27 protein-coding genes and 1 tRNA gene are annotated in these 24,990 nt (G+C 36.5%); 9 read left to right on the top strand and 19 right to left on the bottom strand.

Annotation, left to right across the window (positions count from 1 at the left end):
• Positions 1-42 precede the first annotated feature (42 nt).
• Positions 43-306 carry an IS110 family transposase gene (locus BUB91_RS21670; protein WP_254796114.1) on the top strand — a complete coding sequence of 88 codons (264 nt, stop codon included), beginning with the start codon at positions 43-45 and terminating at the stop codon, positions 304-306.
• Between the two features lie 299 nt (positions 307-605).
• On the opposite strand, the gene BUB91_RS18205 is transcribed toward BUB91_RS21670, so the two are convergent.
• From BUB91_RS18205 to BUB91_RS18220, 4 genes are all read right to left on the bottom strand, one after another.
• Positions 606-803 (bottom strand): hypothetical protein, encoded by a 198-nt coding sequence (locus BUB91_RS18205; protein WP_073100629.1) that lies wholly within the window; start codon positions 801-803, stop codon positions 606-608.
• Positions 804-824: 21 nt separating this feature from the next.
• On the bottom strand, positions 825-1,205 hold the full coding sequence (locus tag BUB91_RS18210) for a DUF6876 family protein (RefSeq protein ID WP_073100630.1): 381 nt from the start codon (positions 1,203-1,205) through the stop codon (positions 825-827).
• Positions 1,206-1,281: 76 nt separating this feature from the next.
• Positions 1,282-1,638, bottom strand: a complete 357-nt coding sequence (locus BUB91_RS18215; protein ID WP_073100631.1) for a single-stranded DNA-binding protein — start codon at positions 1,636-1,638, stop codon at positions 1,282-1,284.
• A 16-nt stretch (positions 1,639-1,654) separates the two neighbouring features.
• Positions 1,655-1,858, bottom strand: coding sequence for a hypothetical protein (locus tag BUB91_RS18220; protein WP_073100632.1), 204 nt, complete (start codon positions 1,856-1,858; stop codon positions 1,655-1,657).
• Between the two features lie 391 nt (positions 1,859-2,249).
• Between BUB91_RS18220 and BUB91_RS21510 the strand changes: the two genes are divergently transcribed.
• A complete protein-coding gene (locus BUB91_RS21510) occupies positions 2,250-2,378 on the top strand; it encodes a hypothetical protein (RefSeq protein ID WP_262490553.1) in 129 nt (42 codons plus the stop codon).
• A 247-nt stretch (positions 2,379-2,625) separates the two neighbouring features.
• Complete coding sequence (locus BUB91_RS18230; RefSeq protein ID WP_073100634.1) at positions 2,626-3,621, top strand: YncE family protein; 996 nt, start codon at positions 2,626-2,628, stop codon at positions 3,619-3,621.
• A 91-nt stretch (positions 3,622-3,712) separates the two neighbouring features.
• Here the strand turns inward: BUB91_RS18230 and BUB91_RS18235 are convergent, their stop codons facing one another.
• From BUB91_RS18235 to BUB91_RS18260, 5 genes are all read right to left on the bottom strand, one after another.
• The gene (locus tag BUB91_RS18235) at positions 3,713-4,663 is read right to left on the bottom strand and encodes a DUF1259 domain-containing protein (protein ID WP_073100635.1); all 951 of its coding nucleotides are present in this window, start codon (positions 4,661-4,663) and stop codon (positions 3,713-3,715) included.
• Positions 4,664-5,091: 428 nt separating this feature from the next.
• A complete protein-coding gene (locus BUB91_RS18245; protein ID WP_073100637.1) occupies positions 5,092-5,928 on the bottom strand; it encodes a DUF932 domain-containing protein in 837 nt (278 codons plus the stop codon).
• Between the two features lie 368 nt (positions 5,929-6,296).
• Complete coding sequence (locus BUB91_RS18250; RefSeq protein WP_073100638.1) at positions 6,297-7,097, bottom strand: ImmA/IrrE family metallo-endopeptidase; 801 nt, start codon at positions 7,095-7,097, stop codon at positions 6,297-6,299.
• Positions 7,072-7,485 carry a hypothetical protein gene (locus BUB91_RS18255; RefSeq protein ID WP_073100639.1) on the bottom strand — a complete coding sequence of 138 codons (414 nt, stop codon included), beginning with the start codon at positions 7,483-7,485 and terminating at the stop codon, positions 7,072-7,074. Before BUB91_RS18255 ends, BUB91_RS18250 begins: the two co-directional genes overlap by 26 nt.
• Positions 7,461-7,991, bottom strand: coding sequence for a hypothetical protein (locus tag BUB91_RS18260; protein ID WP_128767187.1), 531 nt, complete (start codon positions 7,989-7,991; stop codon positions 7,461-7,463). Before BUB91_RS18260 ends, BUB91_RS18255 begins: the two co-directional genes overlap by 25 nt.
• Before the next feature lie 173 nt (positions 7,992-8,164).
• Here BUB91_RS18260 and BUB91_RS21090 point away from each other — a divergent pair, with 173 nt between their 5' ends.
• From BUB91_RS21090 to BUB91_RS18275, 4 genes are all read left to right on the top strand, one after another.
• Positions 8,165-8,341, top strand: a complete 177-nt coding sequence (locus tag BUB91_RS21090; protein ID WP_164917882.1) for a hypothetical protein — start codon at positions 8,165-8,167, stop codon at positions 8,339-8,341.
• Between the two features lie 254 nt (positions 8,342-8,595).
• Positions 8,596-9,090, top strand: a complete 495-nt coding sequence (locus tag BUB91_RS18265; protein WP_073100641.1) for a Pycsar system effector family protein — start codon at positions 8,596-8,598, stop codon at positions 9,088-9,090.
• 1 nt (position 9,091) lies between these two features.
• Entirely contained in the window at positions 9,092-10,078 is a 987-nt protein-coding gene (locus BUB91_RS18270; RefSeq protein WP_073100642.1) for an adenylate/guanylate cyclase domain-containing protein, read from the top strand.
• A complete protein-coding gene (locus BUB91_RS18275; protein ID WP_073100643.1) occupies positions 10,071-10,745 on the top strand; it encodes a hypothetical protein in 675 nt (224 codons plus the stop codon). Before BUB91_RS18270 ends, BUB91_RS18275 begins: the two co-directional genes overlap by 8 nt.
• Before the next feature lie 149 nt (positions 10,746-10,894).
• Here the strand turns inward: BUB91_RS18275 and BUB91_RS18280 are convergent.
• Positions 10,895-10,967, bottom strand: a tRNA-Met gene (locus BUB91_RS18280).
• A 127-nt stretch (positions 10,968-11,094) separates the two neighbouring features.
• On the opposite strand from BUB91_RS18280, the gene BUB91_RS18285 reads away from it, so the two are divergent.
• Positions 11,095-12,663, top strand: coding sequence for a hypothetical protein (locus BUB91_RS18285; RefSeq protein WP_073100644.1), 1,569 nt, complete (start codon positions 11,095-11,097; stop codon positions 12,661-12,663).
• On the opposite strand, the gene BUB91_RS18290 is transcribed toward BUB91_RS18285, so the two are convergent.
• From BUB91_RS18290 to BUB91_RS18315, 6 genes are all read right to left on the bottom strand, one after another.
• Positions 12,660-13,004, bottom strand: a complete 345-nt coding sequence (locus tag BUB91_RS18290; RefSeq protein ID WP_317041363.1) for a SpoIIAA family protein — start codon at positions 13,002-13,004, stop codon at positions 12,660-12,662. The genes BUB91_RS18285 and BUB91_RS18290 overlap by 4 nt on opposite strands.
• A 40-nt stretch (positions 13,005-13,044) precedes the next feature.
• Positions 13,045-13,227, bottom strand: coding sequence for a CPXCG motif-containing cysteine-rich protein (locus BUB91_RS18295; RefSeq protein ID WP_073100646.1), 183 nt, complete (start codon positions 13,225-13,227; stop codon positions 13,045-13,047).
• Positions 13,228-14,565: a TolC family protein gene (locus BUB91_RS18300; RefSeq protein ID WP_073100647.1), complete on the bottom strand. Its 1,338-nt coding sequence runs from the start codon at positions 14,563-14,565 to the stop codon at positions 13,228-13,230.
• Positions 14,552-17,749 (bottom strand): efflux RND transporter permease subunit, encoded by a 3,198-nt coding sequence (locus BUB91_RS18305; protein WP_073100648.1) that lies wholly within the window; start codon positions 17,747-17,749, stop codon positions 14,552-14,554. The genes BUB91_RS18300 and BUB91_RS18305 overlap by 14 nt, the downstream gene beginning before the upstream one ends.
• A gap of 4 nt (positions 17,750-17,753) precedes the next feature.
• Entirely contained in the window at positions 17,754-18,893 is a 1,140-nt protein-coding gene (locus BUB91_RS18310; protein WP_073100649.1) for an efflux RND transporter periplasmic adaptor subunit, read from the bottom strand.
• A gap of 89 nt (positions 18,894-18,982) precedes the next feature.
• A complete protein-coding gene (locus tag BUB91_RS18315) occupies positions 18,983-20,890 on the bottom strand; it encodes an ABC-F family ATP-binding cassette domain-containing protein (protein WP_073100650.1) in 1,908 nt (635 codons plus the stop codon).
• A 119-nt stretch (positions 20,891-21,009) separates the two neighbouring features.
• Here BUB91_RS18315 and BUB91_RS18320 point away from each other — a divergent pair, with 119 nt between their 5' ends.
• Complete coding sequence (locus tag BUB91_RS18320) at positions 21,010-21,414, top strand: DUF983 domain-containing protein (protein ID WP_073100651.1); 405 nt, start codon at positions 21,010-21,012, stop codon at positions 21,412-21,414.
• Here BUB91_RS18320 and BUB91_RS18325 read toward each other — a convergent pair.
• From BUB91_RS18325 to porM, 3 genes are all read right to left on the bottom strand, one after another.
• A complete protein-coding gene (locus BUB91_RS18325; protein ID WP_073100652.1) occupies positions 21,401-22,456 on the bottom strand; it encodes an NAD(P)/FAD-dependent oxidoreductase in 1,056 nt (351 codons plus the stop codon). The genes BUB91_RS18320 and BUB91_RS18325 overlap by 14 nt on opposite strands.
• Before the next feature lie 70 nt (positions 22,457-22,526).
• The gene (gene porN / locus BUB91_RS18330) at positions 22,527-23,414 is read right to left on the bottom strand and encodes a type IX secretion system ring subunit PorN/GldN (RefSeq protein ID WP_073100653.1); all 888 of its coding nucleotides are present in this window, start codon (positions 23,412-23,414) and stop codon (positions 22,527-22,529) included.
• An 11-nt stretch (positions 23,415-23,425) separates the two neighbouring features.
• Positions 23,426-24,958 carry a type IX secretion system motor protein PorM/GldM gene (gene porM, locus BUB91_RS18335; protein WP_073100654.1) on the bottom strand — a complete coding sequence of 511 codons (1,533 nt, stop codon included), beginning with the start codon at positions 24,956-24,958 and terminating at the stop codon, positions 23,426-23,428.
• Positions 24,959-24,990 lie beyond the last annotated feature (32 nt).

The following is a 24,990-nucleotide window of genomic DNA, read 5'->3' on the forward strand; positions in this document are numbered from 1 at the left end:
AGATACGACAATCCTAAACAATTGGCTTGCTATAGTGGCGTAGTGCCTTTTGAATACACTTCTGGGACCAGTATTCATAGAAAGTCCAGAATACATCCAATGGCCAACAGGACGCTTAAAAAACATCTGCATATGAGTGCCTTGGCCGCTATCAATCATGATCCCGATATCAGAGCGTATTATTTGCGGAAAGTTGAGGAAGGAAAAAACAAAATGCTGATTATAAATAATGTTAGAAACAAACTTGTACATAGGATATGTGCCGTCGTTAAAAGAGAGCAACCCTATGTCAAAAATGTAGCCTAAACCTTTTTGCATTTTTTCTTGGTTTTAACATGGAAATCTTTTCGCCCCGAGTTCTCGGGGCAAAAATTTCGTACAATTCGGCTAAAAGCCAATTGCCAATTTCAGGGAAAAGATTTCCCGTTATGTAATTTTTCGATGGGCAGGGTTATCGGCGAAAGTCAAAAAATGGATTCCCCTGCGTAAAATTGAATGCTGAATTTCAGCGAAATAAAGATAAGGATTTTTATTGAACTGGATATGTTTTAGCAAAAAAAGACCTCTGAAAATTCAAAGGTCTTTCCGTTCCTATTTGGACAATTTCAGATATTAAACACATAGGTATAACTGTATAAATTCCTTCGTGCTTCTTCCTCGATCATTACCTCAAAATTGGTGCAATGCTTTTTTGAATACTTCCGAATATCATCGCCAAATTTTTGCTCGACGTCCTTTTTTGAACTTTCCAAAAGACGTTCTTGGGCATCCCCGTTCAGGTCTGAAAAATTTAGATAGATCATAATTTTTAGGTTTTGAAGGGGTTAGTATTCGCTCGGTAACATCAGTGTATTATTTACAAAAAACAACCGCAGTTCATCGAGCGGAAAATCAGTCGCCCGATACCCGTGTTTTTCCAAAATATTATCATTTCCATCCGTGTAGATTATCTCAGCTTCGTAGCCCGTAAAATCCTGTTTGTCCTCGGACAATCTCTTGAAGTCGATAGTAATAAATTCGCTTCGGTTCATTAGGCTTTTTGCGATTATAGAAGTGTCCGTAATGAGCCAAAAACATTCGGCAGCTTCCGCCAAATATTTCAGTCCGTTTGTGTAACGGGTTCTTAATAATGGGATTTGAAATATGGTTTCTGAACCGTGAAAATGTTGCAATCCCTCTTTGATTTCGTTAACTTGTGTTTTCATTGTTATCTAATTTTAATTAATGGATAATGAAAAAGAGGGCGCAACTTTAGACGGAAACGCCCTCTTTATTTTTAAATTAATCGGCTGAATTATTGCCGTTCTTAGTTCCCAACAAAAGGATTTCATTGGCTTCCACTTCGGTAACATATCTTTTGATACCGTCCTTGTCCTCGTAGCTTCGGGATTTCAGTTTTCCCGTTACCCCGATTTCTTTGCCCTTTCCGGCATATTTCTCGATGATTTCGGCAGTTTTGCCCCAGGCTACTATCGTGTGCCATTCGGTATTTTGGATTTTTTCGCCCTCGCTGTTTTTGTAATACTCATTTGTGGCGAGTGAAAGACGGGCTACCTTTTTACCGCTTTCAAGGTTCGTGATTTGTGGCTCTTGGCCAACGTTTCCGATTAACTGTACGTGATTTTTTAAAGTACTCATAATAAAAGAATTAAGATTAATTAAGGCTACCCGAACCCTTCGGATAGTTTGCGTTTATGTTTTTTTGAAGTGATTTACTTATTATATCCAGAGCGTTTTCCTTTTTTGTTTTTTTTAGTCCCGCTTCCTTTTTGATGTTTTTGTAAGATTTCATAAGTTTCGATTTTGATTTACTTCCCATAGAGCCGTCCGCTGTTACCTTTTTTTGTTGCTGATACATTTTCAATATTTGGAATTAATAAGGAGTTATAAAAGGGAGGCACGACCGGTTATGCACTCCGTTTAACTTCCAAATGTTGGTATTTTGCTTACAAAAAAGGGTAGGGACAGCGGCGGTGCGGGAGTAGTTCTAAATGCCTTTTGTGAAGTACAAAAACATAGGAAGCGGGACTAAATGATTAAATGGAATTCCTATGAAAAGCGGACTCCGTTACCTATTTCACCTTGGAATGGAGTGCGCTTCCCAGCAGGGCGGGAAGGGCAAGCGGAATGGAAAGCAGAAATCGGGGATGGTGTCCAAGACCTTAGTAGGAAAGCTCTTTGCCCGGAATGTAGCTTTTCGCGAAATGCAGCGGCAATGTGCTGACCGGGTTATGAAAACGGATTATCCTTTGAGTAGGATTAAAAGCGGACTTGACTTCAAAGGTGTAGATGGGAATGGAGCGTTCCTGCGTATTTCAGCAGGATTAGCGCAATGGAAATCGGAAGCTTTGGGGTCGTGTCCAAGACCTTTGGAATGAAGCGCTTTTCCCGGAATGAAGCTTTTTCAGCGGAATGTAGGGGAATGGGCTGAGTGGGATAAAAACTATTATTTGTAATTCAACCATTAATTTTTCAGCATAAAATAAGGGGCGATAATAAGTTATATGACTTTTGTCTTTTGTCGGAATCCGGACTTATAAGTTTGTATATTGTAGGGATATAAATGAGTTGGTGGCTATGTAAACAATAAGCTAAAATGGCTCCAAAACTTTAAATTTTAAGGAAATGGATAAAAAAACAATTTTAAATTTTTCTTTTTTGTTCCTTCTCTTGTTTAATGGGTGTAAGGCACAAAATCAAAGCAATTCACTTCAATTAATTGCAACAGTTCCCTTGTCCGAAGTAAGAGGGCGAATTGACCATTTAAGTTATAACAACGGGCAACAAATACTTTATGTAGCTGCATTGGGCAACAATACCATTGAAGTGGTTGATTTAAAAAGCAAAAAAATCATCCATACTATAGAGAATTTAAACGAACCCCAAGGTGTCGTTTACCTTCCTGAAAGCAACTCCATTTTTGTTGCAAATGGCGGTAACGGGGTTTGCGAGGTTTTCAATGCAACCACTTTTGATAAAAAGACTTCAATAAAACTACCGGATGATGCCGATAATGTTCGTTACGATCCTACAGATAAAAAAATTTATGTGGGTTATGGCAACGGCGGCATTGCCATAATTGATGCCACTACCTTTAATCTTATTGCCAAAATACAACTTTCAGGACATCCGGAATCTTTTCAAATAGACGAAGCTGCAAAAAAAATGTATGTAAATGTTCCCGGTAAAAAGCTTGTTGAGATTATCGATTTAAATAAAAATAGGGTGGTTGATAAATGGAAAGTGACAAAAGCAAAGTCAAATTTCCCAATGAGCCTAGATGCAGTGCACCATCGTTTATTTATAGGATGTTGGCACGCCCCAATGCTCTTAATATTGGACACACAAACGGGAAATAAAATTTCTTCTTTGGATATTGACAGGGATGTGGATGATATTTTTTACAGCCCCCAAAACGAACAGTTATATTTGAGCTGTGGCGCTGGTTATATCGATGTATTTAATCAAATTAATGCCGACACCTATACAACCGAAGGAAAAATTTCGACTGGTTCGGGTGCGAGGACATCCCTTTTTATTCCAGAACTAAACCAATTAATGGTTGCATCTCCTTCGGATTTTAATAGTGAAGCTTCAATATTGATTTATATGGTGAAATAAAAATAACACACCATCAATAAAACAACAAAAAGTTTAAATGTTTGATCGAACTTTGGCGGTAATTTTTAACGGTCATTTTGGGTTTTCTAAATTATTGAATTGAGGAAGTTTGTTCTAATGCAGCCTTAAATCCTTCTGCAAGTTCTTCCGGGTTTCCCTTGGCCCAAAAATGCATATAAAACAATCGGGGTTCCTCAAAAAGCATATGATTATGTAGTGCTGCAACTTCAATATTGTTTTTCACCAATTCTGTAATGACCGCATTCACTTCGTCGGCTCTCATTACAAAGTCGCCTGTTATAATAGCCTCATTTTTATTGATGGCCTGAAAGCCAATTGCGGTTGCAATGCCAAAAGTTGAGGGCATTGTTTCGCCATTCATAGTAATTGACCCTTTTCTGGGAAAACCAAATTTCAATAAATTTCCACTTTCTTTGCCATTCGAACCCAAGATTTTCTTTACCGGAGCCCAATCCATTTCTTTTTTCTCACTTTCACTTTTGGTTTCGGTCAATGGTGTAGCGGTAAGCGCATAAGCACCTTTCATAATTTTAGATAATTCCAGAGCGTCCCCGTTCCCCGCAATGTGCATATAAATCAGTCGGGGCTGTTCACGTAACAAATGATTATGAATAGCGGTTATTACAATGCCGTTTTCCTTCAAATAAGGTAGAACCCTAGGGATTTCGGTGTCCAGCATTACCATATCCCCCATAATTTGTGTTTTGTTCCCCATCGGGCGGTATGCTATCCAAGAAGTGTATGCCAAACCGGCCTCCACAGGCGCTCCATCAATTTTTAGGTGAATATCAGTACGGGGAAAGGTCACTTTGTAAAATTCCTTATTGTCCGCTAGTTTCTTGTTCCAGAAACTGTCTATTTCCTCAACCCTAAATGAATTTTGTTGGACTAAATCCGTTGAATCCTGAGAAACGGATTTTTCCAGATTTGATGTGTTCTTATCTTCTTTAGGTTTTTCATTGCGATTATTACAGGCAGTTAATAATCCAAAAAGACTTAATAAAATCAGTATTTTTTTCATCTTAAGTATTATTTTTATTTAGACTTACTTTTTGTAAAGTTAAGAAAAGCTATGAGTGAATTGAATTAAAAATTGAAGTAAGTTAAAAAAGAGTTTTACCAATTTATTTATGCACACACATTGACCCGACCTGAAATATGAAAATGGATTATCCTCTTGAAGTAGGATTTAAAGCGGACTTAACTTTTAAGGTGTAGATGGGAATGGAGCGTTCCTGCGTATTTCAGCAGGATTAGCGCAATGGGAATCGGAAGCTTTGGAGTCGAGTCCAAGACCTTTGGTAATGAAGCGCTTTTCCCGGAATGGAGCTTTTCGCGGAATGCAGGGGAATGGGCTGAGTGGGATTGCAAAGCCAACTTTCCAATTAAATCCTTTTGCTGAAAATAGGAAAAATCCAGTTTGAGGTACTGGATGAACCTTTAATAGCATTAAGCCATTTCATAAACGGCATCGAACAGTTTTTTGTCCAAGCGTTCTTGTTGTGAAAAGCTTTTCTTCAATGTATTGTGAAGCATTTGATTAAAAGCATTATAGCCTATCCATAAATTGGGAACTTCATTGAGCAGCAACGCTTCATTATCAAGAATTTCAAGGACTTCCCGGGATTTCTTTGAAGGATCATTGTTCCTATCACTACATTCATACCGGAACAATCTCGTGCTTTCCAGAATTTCTTTTACAAATTCCTTGGTGTCGATAATTTCAAATTCCCTCATTCTGTCGAACTTCTTGGTAATGCTATAAAATTCATTATCCACGAACTTATCGAACAAATTGTTCAACCTTGGCATTATCAAGTCGGTATTGTTCTTACTGTGCTTGATGGAAAACTCGATTTCCGCCTGTGAAACGTGAAGGCCATTGGAGCATACTTGCCGGTAAAAGCCAAAATGCCCCGATGTTTTTTCGCTACCATCATAGGAATTCTTAAACCGCAGCATCGGCAGTATCAGGTCTTTTTCGTTCTTTACCGAAAACTGGCTTTTATCGTCGATGATAAAGTCGGTAATGAAAGACCTATCATTCCTGTTGATCGTCCGTTTCTGATAATTCAGTCCGGCATCAGTCAACATTTCCTCTGCTTTCTTAAAGAATAGTTCGTTCGGTACGTGGCCGTAGCTGTTCGATACCACGTTGACAATTTTGCCATTTGAAATTATGGTATTTTCAAGTCCCCTTCGGGATTCCATCTGGGTCAGGCTTTTCAAGGATTTCATTTCTGATGGAACGAAGATTTCATCCTGCTGTAAATTTGATAAATACATAACATTTGATTTTAGTTAAACAATTAATATTTAAGCTAGAACCAAACGGAAGATAAAATCTCAGCTCAAAAGGAAACGGAATAAAAGGAGTGAGAAACGAGCCCGATTATGCCGTAGTCTTTTGATGGGAGTATTTTACGAGTTTACCTTTGCGCATATATTGATTGAATACTCTCTCTTTTTAACCGGAATTGACATCAAAGATGTAAATGGGAATGGAGTTTGGCTGCTTCCCTACTTTTCTCGGGAATAGGCGGGCAAGTGGAATGGGAATCGGAAGCGTTTGGTCGTACTACTCCCATTATAAAAACTATAAGATTTTTGATGGAGATAACTGAAATAATAATTATCGTTAAAACGACTATTAATTAAGCTTCCCATATGACACTTATAAGTGTTTTATATTTTTTCGTAGGAATACAATATTCATTAAACTCAATATCCTCTTCCCAGTCATTTAATTTAAACCACGTAGACTTGTCAATAGATTGAGTTTTTTCAGATCCCTCATAGACAAACGCATAATCTTCATCTATGTATTCTTTAGCAACTGAAAATTCTGGTGGCGGAATCTTGGTGATATCGTTTGTATAGCATTTAAAATCTTCTGTTTTTCGCCAATATCGAACAATACCATCCGTGATGAAGACAACAAAAAAAGGTGTTATTTCCAGCGTTAACATTCTGAAGATTACTGAGGTTAAACTGGTATTGAAATGCTCACTCACTTCTTTTATTAAATCTGGGCTAAATGGCTTTCTTAAAATAAAGTTTCTAAAAACTTGTTCAGGCATTAAAAGCTCGCCTGCAAAATCGTTTGCTTCTATTTCTTGAATACCTCTTTTGTGAACTTCTTCTAATCTATTCCAGCTCAAAGTTTTCTCATCATCCAAATGAAATTCCAATCTATCGTGAAGAAAGAAGTGCCCTAATTCGTGTGCTGCAACAAATCGTTTGCGTTGGGGGGTAGAAATATTTACATCTACCTTAATTATTGTTTTTGATCTACCTCTAATAATTACACCATCTGAGCCATTTAATTGTTCTTCTATATAGATAATATCAAACCCAGCCAATAAATTCTTTATAGGAAGTTCGGTGACCTCATCAAACCCGATTAGTTCTAATATTTCTTTTGCTTTATTACTTCCCTTCAGACTTTTCCTCATCTTCAAGCATTTCTAATATTTCTATCAGATTTTGGTCTTTAATTATATCTTTGATTTGTTCTTCTGACAGTTTATCTAACCTATTGAATTGTGTTTGTAAATTATTTGTTCTCATCAATTCATTCATATAGGCAATTGGTTTATCCAAACCTTTGGTTAAAGCATCTTTAAAATAATTTGATGCTTTTTCAAGCATACGGTCATACTTTACAGTAGTACTTTTTGACCTTAATTTAAATGTCAATTGCTTGATAAATTTATCTTGTGATAACGATTGTTCATCCAAATTGACACCTTCTGCCTCGAGCTGCTTCCTAACTAAATCATCAGGAATCGCCTTGTCAAAATTGTTAAGACTTTCCTTTATTGTTTTTTTAAGCTTGTCCACTTCTCGTTGAATTTAATTTTTTTTCTTCTTAATCTTCTTGATATTGTATAGATTACGTCGATTGGCTTATCCAGCAAATCCGCTATGTCTTTTGGTTTATCGATTCCATTTGCCAAACATTCGAACATTTCAATTTCATCCTTGTCGGCTCCTTGGTCTTTCAACTGTTTTAGCCATTGTTGCAGCCTAACTTCATCATCAATTTTTTCTAAACTGAAATCTTTTGCGGGTTCTTCATCAAAATAATTGGGAATATTGATTATATATTCTGATTGTGGATTTTCATCAGAATTATCACTTGCTCTTTTCAACTGTTTGAAAAAGCTATCTAAATCACTTTGTAAAGCCCAAAACAGGAATTTTTCAAAAGAGCAGTTATCTGGTTTCCATTTTCTTGTTCCATCGCAGACTTTTGTTAATGTTTGCTGACAGAAGTCCTGAAACTGAAAACCTTTTTTGTTTCTGTCACTCTTGTCATAAAAGCGGTCACGAGTATAAAGTTCCATCCTATTCAAGAGGTTTTTTACGTCAATTGCGTTAAGCTGTTCTATTATTTCTTCAGTTGTCGCTATCCTCATTCATTAAATATATGCTTCAATTTCGTAAAAATTTACCAAACGATGGCAAAAAAAATTAAAACACAAGCATATAAGAGTGTAGAACTTTTAGAACAATACAAATGGCAACAAATGGAATAAGTGGTGATAATCGCAGAAACGGTGCGATAAAAAGCAGAACACAAGTCAAAAACCCTAAAACTGGTCTTTATGTTAAAAGAAATTCCGATTCCGGAAGATTTATGGATGTAAAGACCAGCGGTGGAAAATTTAAAGGTGTTACCGATAAAAGTAAGTAACACTTCAGCGAAACCCAATTGCTGCGAATTTGGGATAACTAAAATTTTGATTATGAATTATTCATTTCAGAATGACAAGTTGAGTCTTTGCGAAAAGGACACTTGTCTACATTTAAATGGTAATAGCGCGAGAGTTATTTCAACAATTTTTACTGTGGTAACATTTGTGGCAGCTATAACAGCTATCACAAAGGCTATCAAGTAATCAACTAGGCTGGCTCTTTGGAATCAGCCTAGTTAATAAATTGAACTCTATGGAAAAAGAAAGATTGGAATACACAGTAAACCGCTTAGACCATTATTACGATAGCGTCAATAACAAAACGGCGGTATATATCGCCATAAATACATTTATAACAGGTGGGGCGATTACGCTCTTAACTCAAATACAAAAACTTTTATACAAAGAAAACTGGTTGTTATTGTCTTTGGCTTCTATTATAGTTCTTGGTGTTATTAGCTTAATACTGTTGGCCTTAGCTAGTATGCCCTATTTTTCGCCAAAATCCGATATAGAATCTTTGTATTATTTCGCTAGCATAGGGCAAAAAAGGCCTGAAGAATTCTTTGAACTTTCAAAAAATCAAAGTAAAAAAGATGATTTAAATGATTTAAGAAATCAAGTCTTTATCCTTTCAAAAGGTTTGAAATCAAAATTCAAAAAGCTCAAATGGGCTTGTGGCTTATTAATCATACAATTTGTGCTATTAGCACCCTTAACCTACATATTAATTAAAATAACCTCATAAAATGAACTTATTCGAAAATTACAAAAACGTAATAAAGAAAGCGGTCGAGAACGACCCAACAAAATCAAACAAAATTTATGGCCTTAGTGAACCGCTTCTCGAAAGCAACCGTGATTTTCTTAAATCGCTAAGAAATGAACTTCCTGGTAGAGAATTATCGCCCGAAATGAAATTATTTGCGAAAGGAATGGGTGTACAAGACACTTTTGACTACCAACCATTGGGGAGCCATCCAGATTTTGCACGCTTAAAAGGCACAGACTTGGTTGAAGAGCATTGGATAATATCAGGATTCATAGATGTGAAGAAAAGTACAAGGCTTTTTAATAATTTTACAAAAGGTACGGTACGGTTAATAACAGAAAGTATCATCCGGGCTTCAATATTTGCGGTAAATCTTTGTGGCGGTTACGTACATCGTATACAGGGTGACGGCTTAATGGTATACTTCGGTGGAAAAAACATCGAAAAACTGAAAGCAGTTGAGGATGCTTTAAAATCCTTTTCAATGATATCTTACTTCGTTAAAAATGACCTAAAAGACTTTTTTGAGGATAATGGTGTTCAGGATATTCACACAAGAGCCGGACTGGATCTGGGTCATTCAAAACAGGTAGATTGGTTTTATTCAGGGATCGGTGAATCAGGTGAAGTTACCACTTGTAGTCTGCATACAAGCCTTGCTCCAAAAATGCAAAGCAATGCTAAAAACAGCGGAATAGTAGTGGGTCATAATGTAACGACCCAGCTAAGGAAAGACAAATATTTTGAGCAGCGAAGTAAAGAAATCCACGATTATGAGGATGGAAGAAGATACCATCAATACAATTTTAATTGGGAGCGATATTTAGTAGACAATAACCTAGCAGTCCAAAACGATACGGGTGTTTTGGTGTTAACTATAAGTGCATTACCAGACCCAAAAAAGAATAGCCGTGATTTATACCCTATTGCCTCTAAAAGCAAACCTTATTTCAATTATGATTAAAAAAAGGCTCAATCAAGATATTGAAAGCTTTCTAAGCAGATATTTTTCCTTCGAAAAAGTCCAAAGTCCAAAATTTGGATATTTAGCTCTTGAAGGTAAAATAAGTATTGTAGACGATAGAAATAAACTTTGGGGACATTTCGAAATTCTCGTTCTAATAAATAAAAGTGAATACCCACACACAACACCTGTTGTAATTGAGAAAACCAATATCATAAATAGAGACTGGAATTTTCATATTTCAAAGGATGGTGAATGCTGTTTGGACATCCCACATAAACTGTTGAAACTAAAAAAGAGGGGTATTTTATTTGAAGAGTTTTATAGGGAAGTTATCTATCCATTTTTTGCTAATTATCATTTCAAGAAATCAACAGGTTACTATGCCAACGGTGAGTACGACCATCATTTTGCTGGAATAGTCCAATATTACCGCGAAGAATATGGGCTTAAAGATTTCAAAAACATCATTGCTATTTTGGAAACAGCCTTATACCGTATAAAATATCAACCAAATAAAGAATGTCCTTTGTGTGGTGGTCATAAATATAAAAAATGTTGCCGAAAAAAGGTTTACAAATTAAAGGGATACGGGCAACCACAGTTAATGATTGATCTGGAATTATTTAAACAACAACACTTCAGAAGAACCAAAGGTTTAGAGTGAAATGATATAAAAATAAAATATAATAGCAAATGATGCCAATATATATCAAAGAATATTCTTTAAAGGAAAACATCAAAATGTTGTACCTATGTTGTACCCATTGCCAAAAAAAAAGCCCACACATTGCTGTGAGGGCTTGATTTTGCTAGTAGCGGGAACTGGACTCGAACCAGTGACCTTCGGGTTATGAGCCCGACGAGCTACCTACTGCTCTATCCCGCGATATTGGACGGCAAATATACAATACCTCTTAGGTTCTCACAAGCCCTTTTTAAATAAATTTCAAAAAATATTTAATATTATAATTTCGCTAACACTAACAAGCCTGAGTATTAGATATCTTAGAGAAATGAAGAAATTTCTAATTGGGCTTTTTATTTTTTTTATACTACTAGGAGCCGCAGCACTTTACCTAAATACCTACCTCAAAAACCAACTTCAGGAGATTCTTGAAAATGATCTACCAGCGTCTATCTCTCTAGATTACGAGAATATTAATATAGATAGCTGGGGCGGAAATGCGAGTATGACCAATGCTACTGTGCGTATCAAAGCAAACGACTCTATGCCACGAAGCGAAGTTAAAAATGCCAGCGTACAGCTTAGAGGGCTCAATCACTGGGATTATTTTAAAAATAAAAATATTCACTTCAAAAACATTAGCATTCATGCGGATAGCCTTACACATTACAGTAACCGCAATAAAAAAAAAGAAGAAAATAAAAAGCAAAAAGACAGCACATCAGAAAACCCTATAAGTGCTCAAAATATGGATAGGCATTTTCTAATTGAAAAATTTGATTTAGTCACAGATTATATTCAGATTATAAATCCTAAAACGGACTCGGTTAATTTAAAAACAGCTCATTTCAATCTGAAACTAAAAAACATAACTCCTAGCATTTCTGGAGCAATCACACGCCCCTTTGATTACGAAGAAATTTTAATGAGCTATGACTCTCTGTATTATCAGACGAATCAGTATGATGTACTAACTGTTGGTCATGTTGAATGGAATGGCACTGATCTAGAAATGAATGACACAAGATTAAAAACACAATACTCACGCAACCAACTTAGCAAAATGATTGAGAAAGAACGTGATCATATGGATTTTTCAATTAAAAATATAAAAATCCACAATCTCAAATACGGTGAGGAATCTGGTGAATTTTACATCAACACACCATTACTAGAATTAGAGCAACCCTCTCTTAATATCTACAGAGACAAGCGAATTGCAGATGACCTGACTAAAAAACCCTTGTATTCTAAAATGCTACGCGAACTCAATTTTGAGATGATGATAGACACCATCAAAATAAAGAATGGCGGAATTGTATATCACGAAAAAGTAAACAGCGCTACAGAAGCGGGAATGCTTGACTTCAGTAATCTTAACGCATCGCTTTATAATGTTGGCAATACCTATGAGTTGGGAGAAAAGAAAACAACAATTGCTATTAAAGCCATTTTTATGAAAAGCAGCCCTATGAGCCTTGATTGGAATTTTGACATTAATGACCCTCAAGATAAATTTTACGTAAAAGGAAGCTTATCTAAATTTCCCGTAGCTAATCTTGAATCATTTACTTCTCCAAATTTAGGCGTAGAAATGAGCGGAAAACTAGAGCATACTTATTTTACTATTTATGGAAATAATTACAGTTCGCATATAGATATGCAAATGACTTATGATGAGTTTAAAGTCAATATAATGAATCAAGAAAAAAAGAAGAAAAAATGGTTTGCTTCTACAATTGCCAATATATTCATTGCCAAAACGACTAAAAATGAAGATGGTGGTTTTAAAGAAGGTTCTGGTGAGGTTAACAGAGATCAGACTAAATCTTTTTTTAATTATCTCTGGCTGAACTTAAGAGAAGGAATGCTTAAAACCGTAACTGTATTAGATTAATCTGAAGCTATCCAAGAAATTGCTTCAAGACGCTTATTTACAGTAAAATTACGCATATCCTTACCTATAAGTGCTTTGTTAAAGTTTGCTATCGCATGAATCCACTTTCGGTTAGTAACCATCGCAATTTTATTGAGACGGTTAGCGTGCTGCATTGGGAAAATGCCAGCAATAAAAACAGCATCTAGCGTAAAACGCTCAATATTGTTATCTTCTAAATATAAATTAATGGTATCGTGCTCTTCAAATTTTTTAAGAATTGCAGCTTTAAGCTCATTAACGGCATTATAGTCCATTTTGCCCTCTACAATGTAGCCGATAGCATTCCGAAAAACTAAAATTTAGAAGCACAATAGGGGAATTAGGCTCTAAATATAGCATTTATTGCTCAATACTAGCAACTTGTAATTCTGTTAGTACAGCATCCTCATAACGCACGGTAAGTTCTATAGGATTACAGCATACTTCACAATCTTCAACATAAACCTGATATCTTACCGAAGTATCCAATAACATAGAAATCTCTTCCCAGCAATACGGACATTGAAAAAAATGCTCTTCCATCTAAAATTCAATATTAAGCAACTGCCCTACTTGTTGTAAAAGCTGAAGCTCTGCAAATTTAGCCTCATATTTAGCCAAGTTCTTATTGGTCTCTGCGTTAATCAGATTAATCTGCGCCTGTCTAAATTCAATTGAAGTGATTTGTCCCAGATTAAAACGCTCACGAGAACGTTCAAAATTATTTTTATTGGTAATTACATTTTGCTCCTGAATCTCATAAACCTCAACCAAATTCTCATAATTACCTAAAGCATTTGCTATATCCCGATCAACTTCAAGCTTTATTTGCTCTTTCTGTAAAAGCTGATTCTCCTTAGCTATTTTTGCATTTTTCAGCTGAACAATACTGCTTCCACCGTCAAAAAGATTCCATCTTAAATTCAATCCTCCTTGAAATCCTGTATTCTGCCTTGTACTTCCTCCAAAGAAAGCAGAAGCTGGTGTTATAGATTCATTCCAACCATAAGAACCGGTAAGTCCCACTGTGGGTAAAAAACGAGCTTTAGAGGTCTTAATATCGTATTCACTTAAGGTTATAGAAGATTCTGTTTGCAATAAACGCACGTTGTTTTCTTTAGCCAGTTCCAGATAAGATTCCAATTGAATCTTCGGAATAAAAATCACATTCGTATCTACTGCAAAAGTTTGCTTAAGTTCACGAGCTAAAACCACATTAAGATCACGCTTAGTGTTATTTAAAAGCTGACGTGTATTCATCAAGTTAATACTGTCATTCGTAACATCAACCTCAGCATTTAAAACTTCGAGCTTTGTGTTTTGACCATAATCAAATTGATAACCGGCTCTTTTTACCCGATTTTTAGAAATCTCAAGAGTTTGCTCTAAAATCTCAACATTCTCTGTCAAACGAGCCACTTCATAATAAACCGAAAACAGCTGCAAAATGGTAGTCTCAATCGTTTCGCGAGTTTCTAACTTAGTTAAGTTATAAGTCTCTTTAAGGCTTTTGTAATTGTAAAGCCTGCCCAAACCATCAAACAAGGTATAATCTAAATTCACCGAAGCATTATAACTCTCTGATTTTGCATTATTGACCTCAAAAGGTGGGCGATCATCGGGCTCAAATTTTTGATCTTGGAGGCTGTAGGACATTCCAGCAAGGCCAAAAACCGTAGGTAAATAATTAGAATTTAATATATCTGCGTTATTCTCTGCAATTAAAATTGAATTATCAGCGACTGCAATATTGTAGTTATTCTCTAAGGTTAAAGCGATCGCTTCAGACTTAGAAAGCACTTGCTCTTGAGCAAAATTAAAAAAACTTTGGCCTAAAGCAAAAACACTTAAAACTGCTATTTTTAGACTAATGCTCTTCATTTTGTTCTTTTAATTCTTTAATAGCACGTTCTACATCTTCCCGCGCAGGCTTTTTCCCTGTTTTCACCCACACAGCTTTTGCTTTTATCTCATTAGAAATAGACAGCAATAGTGGTAGCATTAATAAAGTTAACAGGGTTGCAATCCCTATTCCATAAGAAATTGAGATCGCCATAGGTTTTAAAAATTGTGCCTGTCTACTTTTCTCTAAAAGGAGCGGAGCCAGACCTGCAATGGTCGTTATACTCGTTAGAAAAATAGCTCTAAATCGTGATCTACCCGCTTCAAAAAGTGCGTCTTCAAATTTCACTCCGTCTTTTAATGCAGCGTTCAACTTACCTATGAGCACCAGACCGTCGTTTACCATAATACCAATCAGAGCAATGATTCCTAAAGCGGAGAGTACATTTATAGGAAACCCGTGAATGTAATGCCCCCAAGCTACACCTATGATGCTAAACGGAATCATTAGAAGCAATAAAAAAGGCTGACTGTAACTACGGAATGTAAATGCGATTGTAGCGTAAATTAAAAACAAAATCACCCAGACAACTTTATTTGCTGAACTACTTAACTTCCCAGCTTCTCGGTTTTGACCTTCATAAGACACAGAAAGTGTAGGATACTTTGATAAAATATCTGGCATTACATTTTGCTGAATATCAGTCATAATATCGGTAACACTTCCGTTAGGGTCAGCCATATCTGCATTTACCTGTATTTCTCGCTGCCCTTCTAAATGACTGATAGATTCGTCACCTCGCGAAATGGTATAAGTCGCTATTTCGCGAAGCGGAATACGATCGCCAGCCGGTGTAACAATACGCATATCATCAAGATCATTCAAGCTACTGCGGTCACTGCGATCGTAACGCACCCAAACTCTAATCTCATCTTGACCACGCTGAAAACGCTGCGCCTGCGTACCAAAAAAACCACTACGCACCTGCGTCATCACACTATTAAGATTAAGACCTAGTGAATAGGCTGTCTCTTTCAGTTTTATTTGAATTTCTTTGATTCCTTCGGGATCTGTATCAACCACATCGCGCAATAAAGAATTATCATTTAATTGAACACGCAACTCTTCTTTTGCAGCTTTCAATTCTTCGGTATTATTGCCCAATAAAGAAATAGAAATAGGACTTCCTCCAAAATTACCACCAGAACCAAAGGTGAGTCGCTCAACGCCATAAACCGGCCCTACTTGATCTCGAATAGAATTGGTGATTTCCGGCGAAGAAAAATCTCTAAATTCACCTGGAAGCAAATTAATACGCAAAGAAGCCTTGTTATTACCCGGCCCTACACGCTTGATTATATTTTCAACAACCTGCATATTGTCAGTTTGCTTAGCGGTATAATCATCATTAACGCGCCACGCTGCTTTCTCTACCAAAGTTATAATACTATCTGTACGCTCTGGATTTGTCCCCTCAGGCATTAACAATTCTATAGAAACCGTATCACTTGCAACATTAGGAAACAAAGTCACACCCACTACACTTCCCATTATTGAACTAATCGTCAAAATGAGTAATGCTAATATTATTGAAAACGAAAGTATTTTATTTTTTAGCGTATATCGCAAAACAGGTGTATAGATTTTGTCCCGCATATAGCTCATAAACTGATCTCCTTTTTTATTGAAAAATCGCAGTTTATACATAAACTTATCAATACCCTTTTTTGAGGCTATTTCAGCATCAGACTGCCGAACCAGCGCTTTACTGTGCGCAATATGCGCCGGTAAAATGATAAGTGCTTCAACTAGAGATACCACAAGAGTTAAAATAACAACCGTAGAAACTTCACCAAAAAACTCCCCTATTCTACTGTCTAAAAATAAGAATGTAGAAAAAGCCAGAACCGTTGTAATAATTGCTGAAATAATAGGTGGAATCACCTCCATCGTACCGTCTATTGCTGCACGAATAGGTGTTTTCCCCATCTCATAATGTTGGTAGATATTTTCTGAAATTACAATACCATCATCTACAAGAATACCAATCACGATTATCATCCCAAAAAGAGAAAGTACGTTGATTGTAACTCCAAAACTTCCTGCAAAAATAAACATACCTAAAAATGCTACAGGAATTCCGGCAGCTACCCAAAATGCTAACCGTGTGTTTAGAAAAAAGGACAAGAATAAAAGCACCAGTAAAATACCTTCTGCGCCATTAACCACTAAAAGATTAGTACGCTGCTCCAGTCGTATAGAAGAATCTGAAGTAATATCTATATGAACCGCATCGTATTTACCATTAAACTCTTCTATATATTCTTTTACCTGTTCGGCAGTGGGCAGTAAATCTTCGTTATTTGTGTTACTGATCTCAACATTTACAGCAAGGTTTCCGTTGAAATAGGATGCGTTAGGCGTTTCAGAAAAACGATCTCTTAAAATAGCAACATCACTCAAACGAACTAGCGAACCATCTGGATTAGCTCGAACGATGAGATTTGTTAGTTCGTCACCATAATAAGCACGATTATTCGCTCTGATCAGGTAATCTTCAGTTTCGGTTTTTATATTCCCACCAGTGGTTAAAATATTTGCTCTAGAAACCGCTTGTGCAACTTCCTGAAACGTTAATCCGTATGCTAATAGATCATTTTCACGGACGGCGATTTCAATTTCTTCTTCAGGAAATCCGGTAATCTCTATTTGAGAAATACCATCCATTGCCCGCAAGTCATACTCAACAGAGCGTGCTATTTGTTTCAGTGTAGCAAGATCTAAGGTTTCTCCACTTATAGCAAAACTTATAGTCTGCCGTATCGCTTCTTGCTTTGCTACAACCAGGGGTTCCATTCCCGTAGGAAAACTAGGAACACGATCTACAGCGTTTTTAACTTCAGCAAGAATCACATTGATATCTTCGCCTTGTTCAATTTCAATAGTTACGCTACCTCCATTTTCTCTGGAAACAGACGTCACTCTTTCAATACCCACAAGACCTTTTAAATTATCTTCAATTTTAAGAATAACACCTTCTTCAATCTCTTGCGGAGCAGCACCAGGGTAAGCAACGCTGATGGTTATAATCTGTGAATCTATAAGCGGAAAAAATGAAGATTTCATCCTAAATATGCCGATGACACCAAAAATTATAAATGCCAATATAACTACATTTACGGCTACACTGTATTTGATGAAATAGCTTATAATTTTTTTCATAATGCTATTGCTTGACAGTTGGCTTGTTCTGTGTATTTTCTAAAACCTTAACGCGCATACCGGCGTAAGCACCAGGAACTGATTTTGAAATATAGCGTGTGCCATCATCAAGACCTTTAACCACTACTTCTTTATCTGAAAAATAAACGGGCTGTATCTCTACAAGGTCTAAAACACTATCGCGTACCACATAAAGCTGAGAGTTATCTACCAATAATTGGCGTGGAATACTTATCGCATCCGGCTCATCTCTAGCTTCTAGGTTTGCTTGTAGAAACATCCCTTCTTTTAACGTATCTGCTCCCTGAACTTCGATAAATACTTTTATAGTTTGTGTGGTCTGATCTACGCGACCGTTTACACGGACTACTTTACCCTGATAAGATTGCATTCCATTACCGTCAGTTAATGTAACACGCTCTCCTATTTCTAGCAAATCACTAAAACGCTTGCTTACGGAAACCTCTAGCTCATAGACTGAAGTATCAATAAATTCTCCTAATTTTTGACCAGAACGCACCAGCGTCCCTTTGTTAACCAGAGCTTCGGTCAAAATACCTGAAAACGGAGTGATGATTCGGTATTTACCTAAACGCTGCTCCAGATTTTTTAAATTATAATACGATGAAAAGATACCGCGGCCCGTTATGAAGTAGCGCTCTTTGTCTGAGGATGTTTCGGGAAGTTCTGGTGTAGATTTATTGATATCAAATCCATCTAAATAATTTTGCCATTTCTGATAATACTCCGGATAATCTAATCGTAGATCCGGCATTATTGAAGTAATCAGATTGTACAAATCACTCTTAGCAGCTTGCACCGAAGCATAATATTCTGAAGAATCAAGGTTTAATAAGGTTTGACCTCTTTTATAAGCTTGCCCGGGTTTAAAATCATTAGAACTGCTTCTAAAAACTCCCTGAACTTCTGCGTAAAGTTCTAATCTGTTTTTTGCAGCAAGGTTACCATTTGCCGGAATAACTATTGGGATGGTACTGTTTTTTACAGTTTCAACAAAAACGGTCTTAACCTCCTTAGTGATTTCGGTAGGCATATCTTTATCGCGTGTAGCAATAAAATAACCTATAAGAACTGCAATACCCACTATGAGTATCGCTATGACAGAACGTACAGCTTTAAGCATTAAAAGTACTTTTTATGAAAAAATTAACTTAATCACAAAAATACCCGTATCACCGACTCAAGTAGTTAAAAAAAACATAAAAGAAATGACTAACTATAACGCTCAAGTTCTTCAGACACTTCTTCCCACTTACTCATAAGCTCTTCTACTTTTTTCTTTTTAGCTTGATAACCGTCAAAAAAGTCCGGTTTGGAGCTGGTTTTCTCATAGTCAGCAGCCAACTCAGCATCCATCTCTTTCATCTGGCGCTCCAATTTATTTACTTCAGACTCTATATTGCTCAACTGATTACTAAGTGACTTAAATTTCTTCTGATCTTTATAGGTATCTTTTGTAGCAGCAGGTTTTGCTTTGACTTTAGGGTCCTTTTTTTCTATTTCACGTAGATTTTCTACTGCGCGTTTCTCTAGGTAATAATCAATATCACCTAAATACTCTTTGATCTTGTGATCTCTAAATTCATAAACTGTGCTCGTCAATCCCTGAAGGAAATCCCGATCGTGAGAAACCAAAAGCAGCGTACCTTCAAAACGTTTTAAAGCTTCTTTCAACACGTTCTTCGATTTTATATCCAAGTGGTTTGTAGGCTCATCCATCACCAGCACATTAAAAGGCTGTAACATCAACTTTGCAAGAGCCAAACGATTTCGTTCACCTCCAGAAAGCACACGCACAAACTTATCTGCTTCTTCTCCTCTAAACAGGAAAGACCCTAAAATATCACGCACCTTGCTTCGGTTTTTTTCATTCGCCGCATCAATCATCGTATCGAGTACGGTTTTGTTTCCGTCTAAATGATCTGCTTGATTCTGTGCGAAATACCCAATCTGAACATTATGTCCCAATTTAAGTTTTCCGTCATAGCTAATTTCGTCTACAATAATTTTAGCCAAAGTAGATTTACCCTGTCCGTTTTGACCAACAAAAGCAGTTTTACTATCGCGCTCGATAAGAAGATCTATTCCGTTAAGAACCGTTTTCTCTCCGTAAGATTTTTTTACATCTTCAGCTTCAACAACTACTTTACCCGGCACCACAGATACCGGAAAATTTAATGTCATCACGCTATTATCATCTTCATCAACCTCAATCACATCCATACGGTTCAGCTTCTTAACTAGGGATTGCGCCATAGTGGCTTTTGAAGCTTTTGCCTTAAACTTTGAGATCAGCTTTTCGGTGTGTTCTATTTCTTTCTGCTGATTCTTTTGCGCAGCCATTTGCTGTTCGCGCATTTCTTGACGCAGCACTAAATATTCTGAATACGGTTTGGGGTAATCGTAGATCTTTCCTAAGGAAATTTCAATAGTTCTGTTTGTCACGTTATCTAAGAACATTCTATCGTGAGAAACAATCACAACAGCACCGGTATAATTGCGCAAAAATCCTTCTAACCAAATGATAGATTCTATATCTAAGTGGTTTGTAGGCTCATCGAGCAAAAGCACATCGTTATTCTGAAGTAACAGTTTTGCGAGCTCTATACGCATACGCCAACCTCCCGAAAAAGTATCGGTAATTCGGTTAAAATCTGCTCTTGTAAAACCAAGCCCCATCAAGATTCGCTCAGTCTCACCCTGATAGTTATAACCACCGTGAATCTCATATTGATGCTGAACTTCATTGAGCTCAACCATAAGATCGTGATAGTACTCACTCTCATAATCTGTACGCTCAGCTAACTCTGTGTTTATTGCTTCTAGACGCTTCTCTAGTTTTTTTATCAACTCAAAAGCTTCATACGATTCTTCTAGTACCGTACGACCTTCTACAAAATCAATATCTTGCTTTAAAAAACCAATCTGAATATCTTTATCTGTAGCGATCTGACCGGTATCATACTCCTGCTCGCGTGAAATAATGCGTAACATAGTAGATTTACCAGCCCCGTTTTTCCCTACCAGTCCTACACGATCACCTTCTCCTAATCTAAAGGTGACTTCTTCAAATAAATATTCTCCCTGAAAGGAAACAGAAAGGTTGTGAATGTTAAGCATGTTCTAAAAATTTTAAGGCGCAAAGTTATTATTAAATGACGGACTTTTAGCATTTAAATAAAATCCATTTGGTAACACGTGTTACTTATTCTTCTTGAAGAAACTCTTATTTTTACATTATGAAAAAACTTCTCCAAGGAAATCCACTGTACAGCATTTTTACAGGCACCTGCCCGGTATGCCAACAAGCGAGTATGTATGAGACAAAAAATCCGTACAAACTAACTGAAACCCTAAAGATGCACGAGCGTTGTCCACATTGCGATACGAAGTTTAAAATTGAACCTTCATTTTTCTACGGCGCGATGTATGTAAGTTATGGTGTAGGCATTGCTTTTGCCGTTGCTGCTTTTGTAATTACACATTTTTTTATAGGAGCCGGTCTTGTCACAGGATTTCTGGCAATTATAGGTACAGTGCTTGTTTTCGCACCTATTATTATGCGTTTAAGTCGTAATATTTGGATCAATTTTTTCTTTGATTATAATCCTGAAAAAGCAGAAAATACATCTAAAACTTCTTAGGGAAACGCAATATTGAGATTTCATCTTCTAATACTTCCCCGTTTTCAATATGATTATATAGCTTATCTGCAAGGTAAGATCCCATCATTGTGCCTCTAGTTCCTAAGCCATTTAAGATGGCTAATTGTGGATGTTTAGGGTGAACTCCAAGTAAAGGTCGTCTATCACCAGTTGTAGGTCGCACTGCAGCTTCTTGCTTGACAACATCAAACTCGCAACTGATAACTTGCTTGAGTTTAGCCACAAGCTCTTCTCGCGCTTCTAATGAAGTGTTGCAATCTTTATCGTTCCAGTTGAATGTTGCTCCCACTTTATAAATATCATCTCCTAACGGAATAATAAAAAAAGTAGATTTAAGCGCTTGTGTTAATTTAAGTTCTGGAGCATAAACATCAACATACTCTCCTTTATTACCCACTAATGGAAGTTTATTAAAAAAAGGATTGGCTTTAACACCGAAGCCTTCGGCGAAAACGATACGTTTTGCTTTAATATTATTATACTCTATTCCACCTCCGGAATTGAATTCGATCTTATCATAATCAAAAGCTTCTAGCTTATAGTGATCATTTTCAATCAAATAATTTTTATACGAATCTAAGAGCTTAGAAATATCAATACGTATCGTCTCTTTGACTTCTCCCGCATGAAGTTTAGCGTAAACCTTTCCGGAAACATCCGTTTTCAATTCAGGTTTCAAAAATCGATCTAATCCGGATTTATCTGAAGCTTCAAACCAGTTGTTCTGATCTTCGGCTGAAGAGAAGATTTTATAGACAGGAATTTCGGTAACTGAATTCAAACCCAATTTAGCATCCAGCCGTTTAAAATAATTCTTAGCTAAGTCGAATTGTTCCTCCCCTTGCCAAGGCAATGTATAACGCTTTAAAATCACCGGATTGATCAATCCCGCTGCAACCCGACTCGCTGCTTCTACTTGTTTATCTATAACAAAAAATGATTTTTCATTCTGCTCAAGCTTGTCACAAAAAGCCATCCCTGCAAGCCCAAGACCAACTATTAAATAATCAACCTCTTTCATTTTGTAAAAATAGGATATAAAAAAACGCCTTTTAAAAAAGGCGTTTAAGTTTTATTCTAAATGGAATCTTTTAATAATTCCACATATCAATTTCAAAGTTACGAATCTGCTCTTTTATGCGTTGTGATTCTAACAACTGCATCATAGCATTATCAGCAATATATTCTTTAACCTCACGGTCTCCCTGTATATTATCTACTTGATAAATAACACCGTTGAATCTTCGTGAATTCAACAAATGATCAAAAGACAAAGGCTGCGCAGAGTTCTGCGGATTGAACACCTTTGCTTCGTGTAAAATATCACGAGCTGTAGGATACCACACCCAGAACAAAGGAACCATTACTGGATCTTCATCATCTATAAAGTTAACATCCGGAGCTACTGGAGCAATACCCATTAAACGGTATTTCAGCTCTCCCTGCCGCTTATCAAAGTACCAGTAACCACGAATCCAATACTGCTCAATGTCTGCAGCAGAAATATCTCTTCTGTCAATATATTGCTCATCTACTTCATAACCCGCATTGATTTGCTCAATACCTAAATCTGTTGTATCTACCCGAGACATTGCAGCAGAAATATCTTCTAAAGCTATTTTATCATTGAAGTATGAATCTGCATAAATATCAAGTTTACCCTCTTTTATGTTTTCAACTAAAACATCATACAAAGGTTTACGATCTGAGCCTATATTGGGATCTACCGGATAATACAGAGGAAAATTCACACGTTCATCAAGATCGATTATTTCCCATGTATTTTTACCCCATAATACATCACGACTATCCACATAGCCATAAGGAAGCGGCTTATCATTGTCAAGCTCGATCTGCTCTTCAGTTTTCTCATACATTTCATCTGGCATTTTTGCATTTAGAATATTAGTTTGAGCAAATGCGGTCAAACCAATAATCATCATACAAAAAACACTAAACGCTTGCTTCTGGCTTTTCATAATACTTTTATTTAATTAGTAAGCTCGACAAGAACAGGAGAGACCTTTTTAAGTCTATAACTGCTATTACCGGCAATACTTGCACTAATATCAAATATCTGTACTGTAGATCCTCGCTGTGCTCTTCTTAAAACATCTTTAGCACGTGAATCTAACTTGTTACCACTAACTTGAACGGTAGGTTGGCCAGGCACATTGAATTTAAAACCTGTCACTCTCAGGTCTAAATCAAAATCAAAATCAGGCAAATCTGCTCCTACTGTAGATATCTCTAACGAATTGCGTTGCATTTTTAGTATACCATCTTCACCCCGAACTGTTCCTGTAGGGCTTGGTATATCTTTAATACGGAATTGCTTAGAGTCACTAACCTTAGAACCATCTGCTAAAGTACCGGAAACACTAATAGTAACTTCGCGGCCCGTACCCGGATTCATTGTATAACTACTTCCAGAACCTTTTGACAAGCCCGGTGCGCTAGCACTTACATTATTGTCTGCAACACCTGCAAAACTAATGGTCATTGGATTTGCAACACCGCGGTAAACAACATTCATTTTATCTGCTGAAATGGTAGCTGAATTCGGTTTGTTTATTACTGCATACTCACTATTAATAGGAATAGACTTAGGCTGACCATCTTCTGTATAAACCAACTCTCCTGTAATTTTTCGAGTACCAACATTACCTGCAGGAAAATCTAAAACTACCTGACCAGCTTGTAAATTATCCACTTCAGTACCATTGATAATTACTTTATCAAAATTCAATGAATTATCAAAACGACCTAAAACTACTTTTCCTTTAAAGCTTTCACCAGAGAAAAAAGCAGTTTTTTCAGGTATAACAATAGCCTCGTAATTACTCAACGAAACATCTTTACTCAATTGACCTTGCAATAACGATGAATAAACTTCAGACTCTGCTGTTTTTATATCATTTTGCATTTGCGTAAATCGAGTAATAGAAGCTGCTAACGGATAGCCTTCAAAGTTATAACGCAACCAAGCAATTTCCTTACCATCTTTATTAGTCTGTGGCTCTACAGCAAATGTGCGTTCAACAATTGAGTTTACCTCACTAAATTCATCACCTAAAGCTTCTTTCATATCAGCCTTATAGGTTTCTATTTTAGCTAAGAAAGCTTCTCCTTTTTTGGTGTAGCGATCTCCAGTAAACCAACGCTCATCTAAAACTGCAGTTTTATCAAGGTTAGCATAACTACTCGTATCTACTCCTTCTGTTAAGGTATCTTTGATGCTTGCTAAGTACTGATAGAATTCATCAGAAATTTGCTTAACACGTTCAGCTTTACCAAGCAAAGGTTTATATTTTGCTGGTTGCTCTAAAGCTTTAGCTTCTAAACCCGCCATAGCTAATTGATTATCATCAGCTAATCTTGAATTAGAACTTGTAAACTTAAGATCAAATATTTTAAATGCATTTAAAATCTCTTTATCCACATTCATTGCAATCATTGCAATAAACACGAGATACATAAGATTAATCATTTTCTGTCTTGGGGACTGTGTTCCTCCTGCCATAATGCTATTTTTTCTACTGAATTAAAATTTGG

It is taken from the genome of Leeuwenhoekiella marinoflava DSM 3653, assembly GCF_900129005.1.
GTDB lineage: Bacteria > Bacteroidota > Bacteroidia > Flavobacteriales > Flavobacteriaceae > Leeuwenhoekiella > Leeuwenhoekiella marinoflava.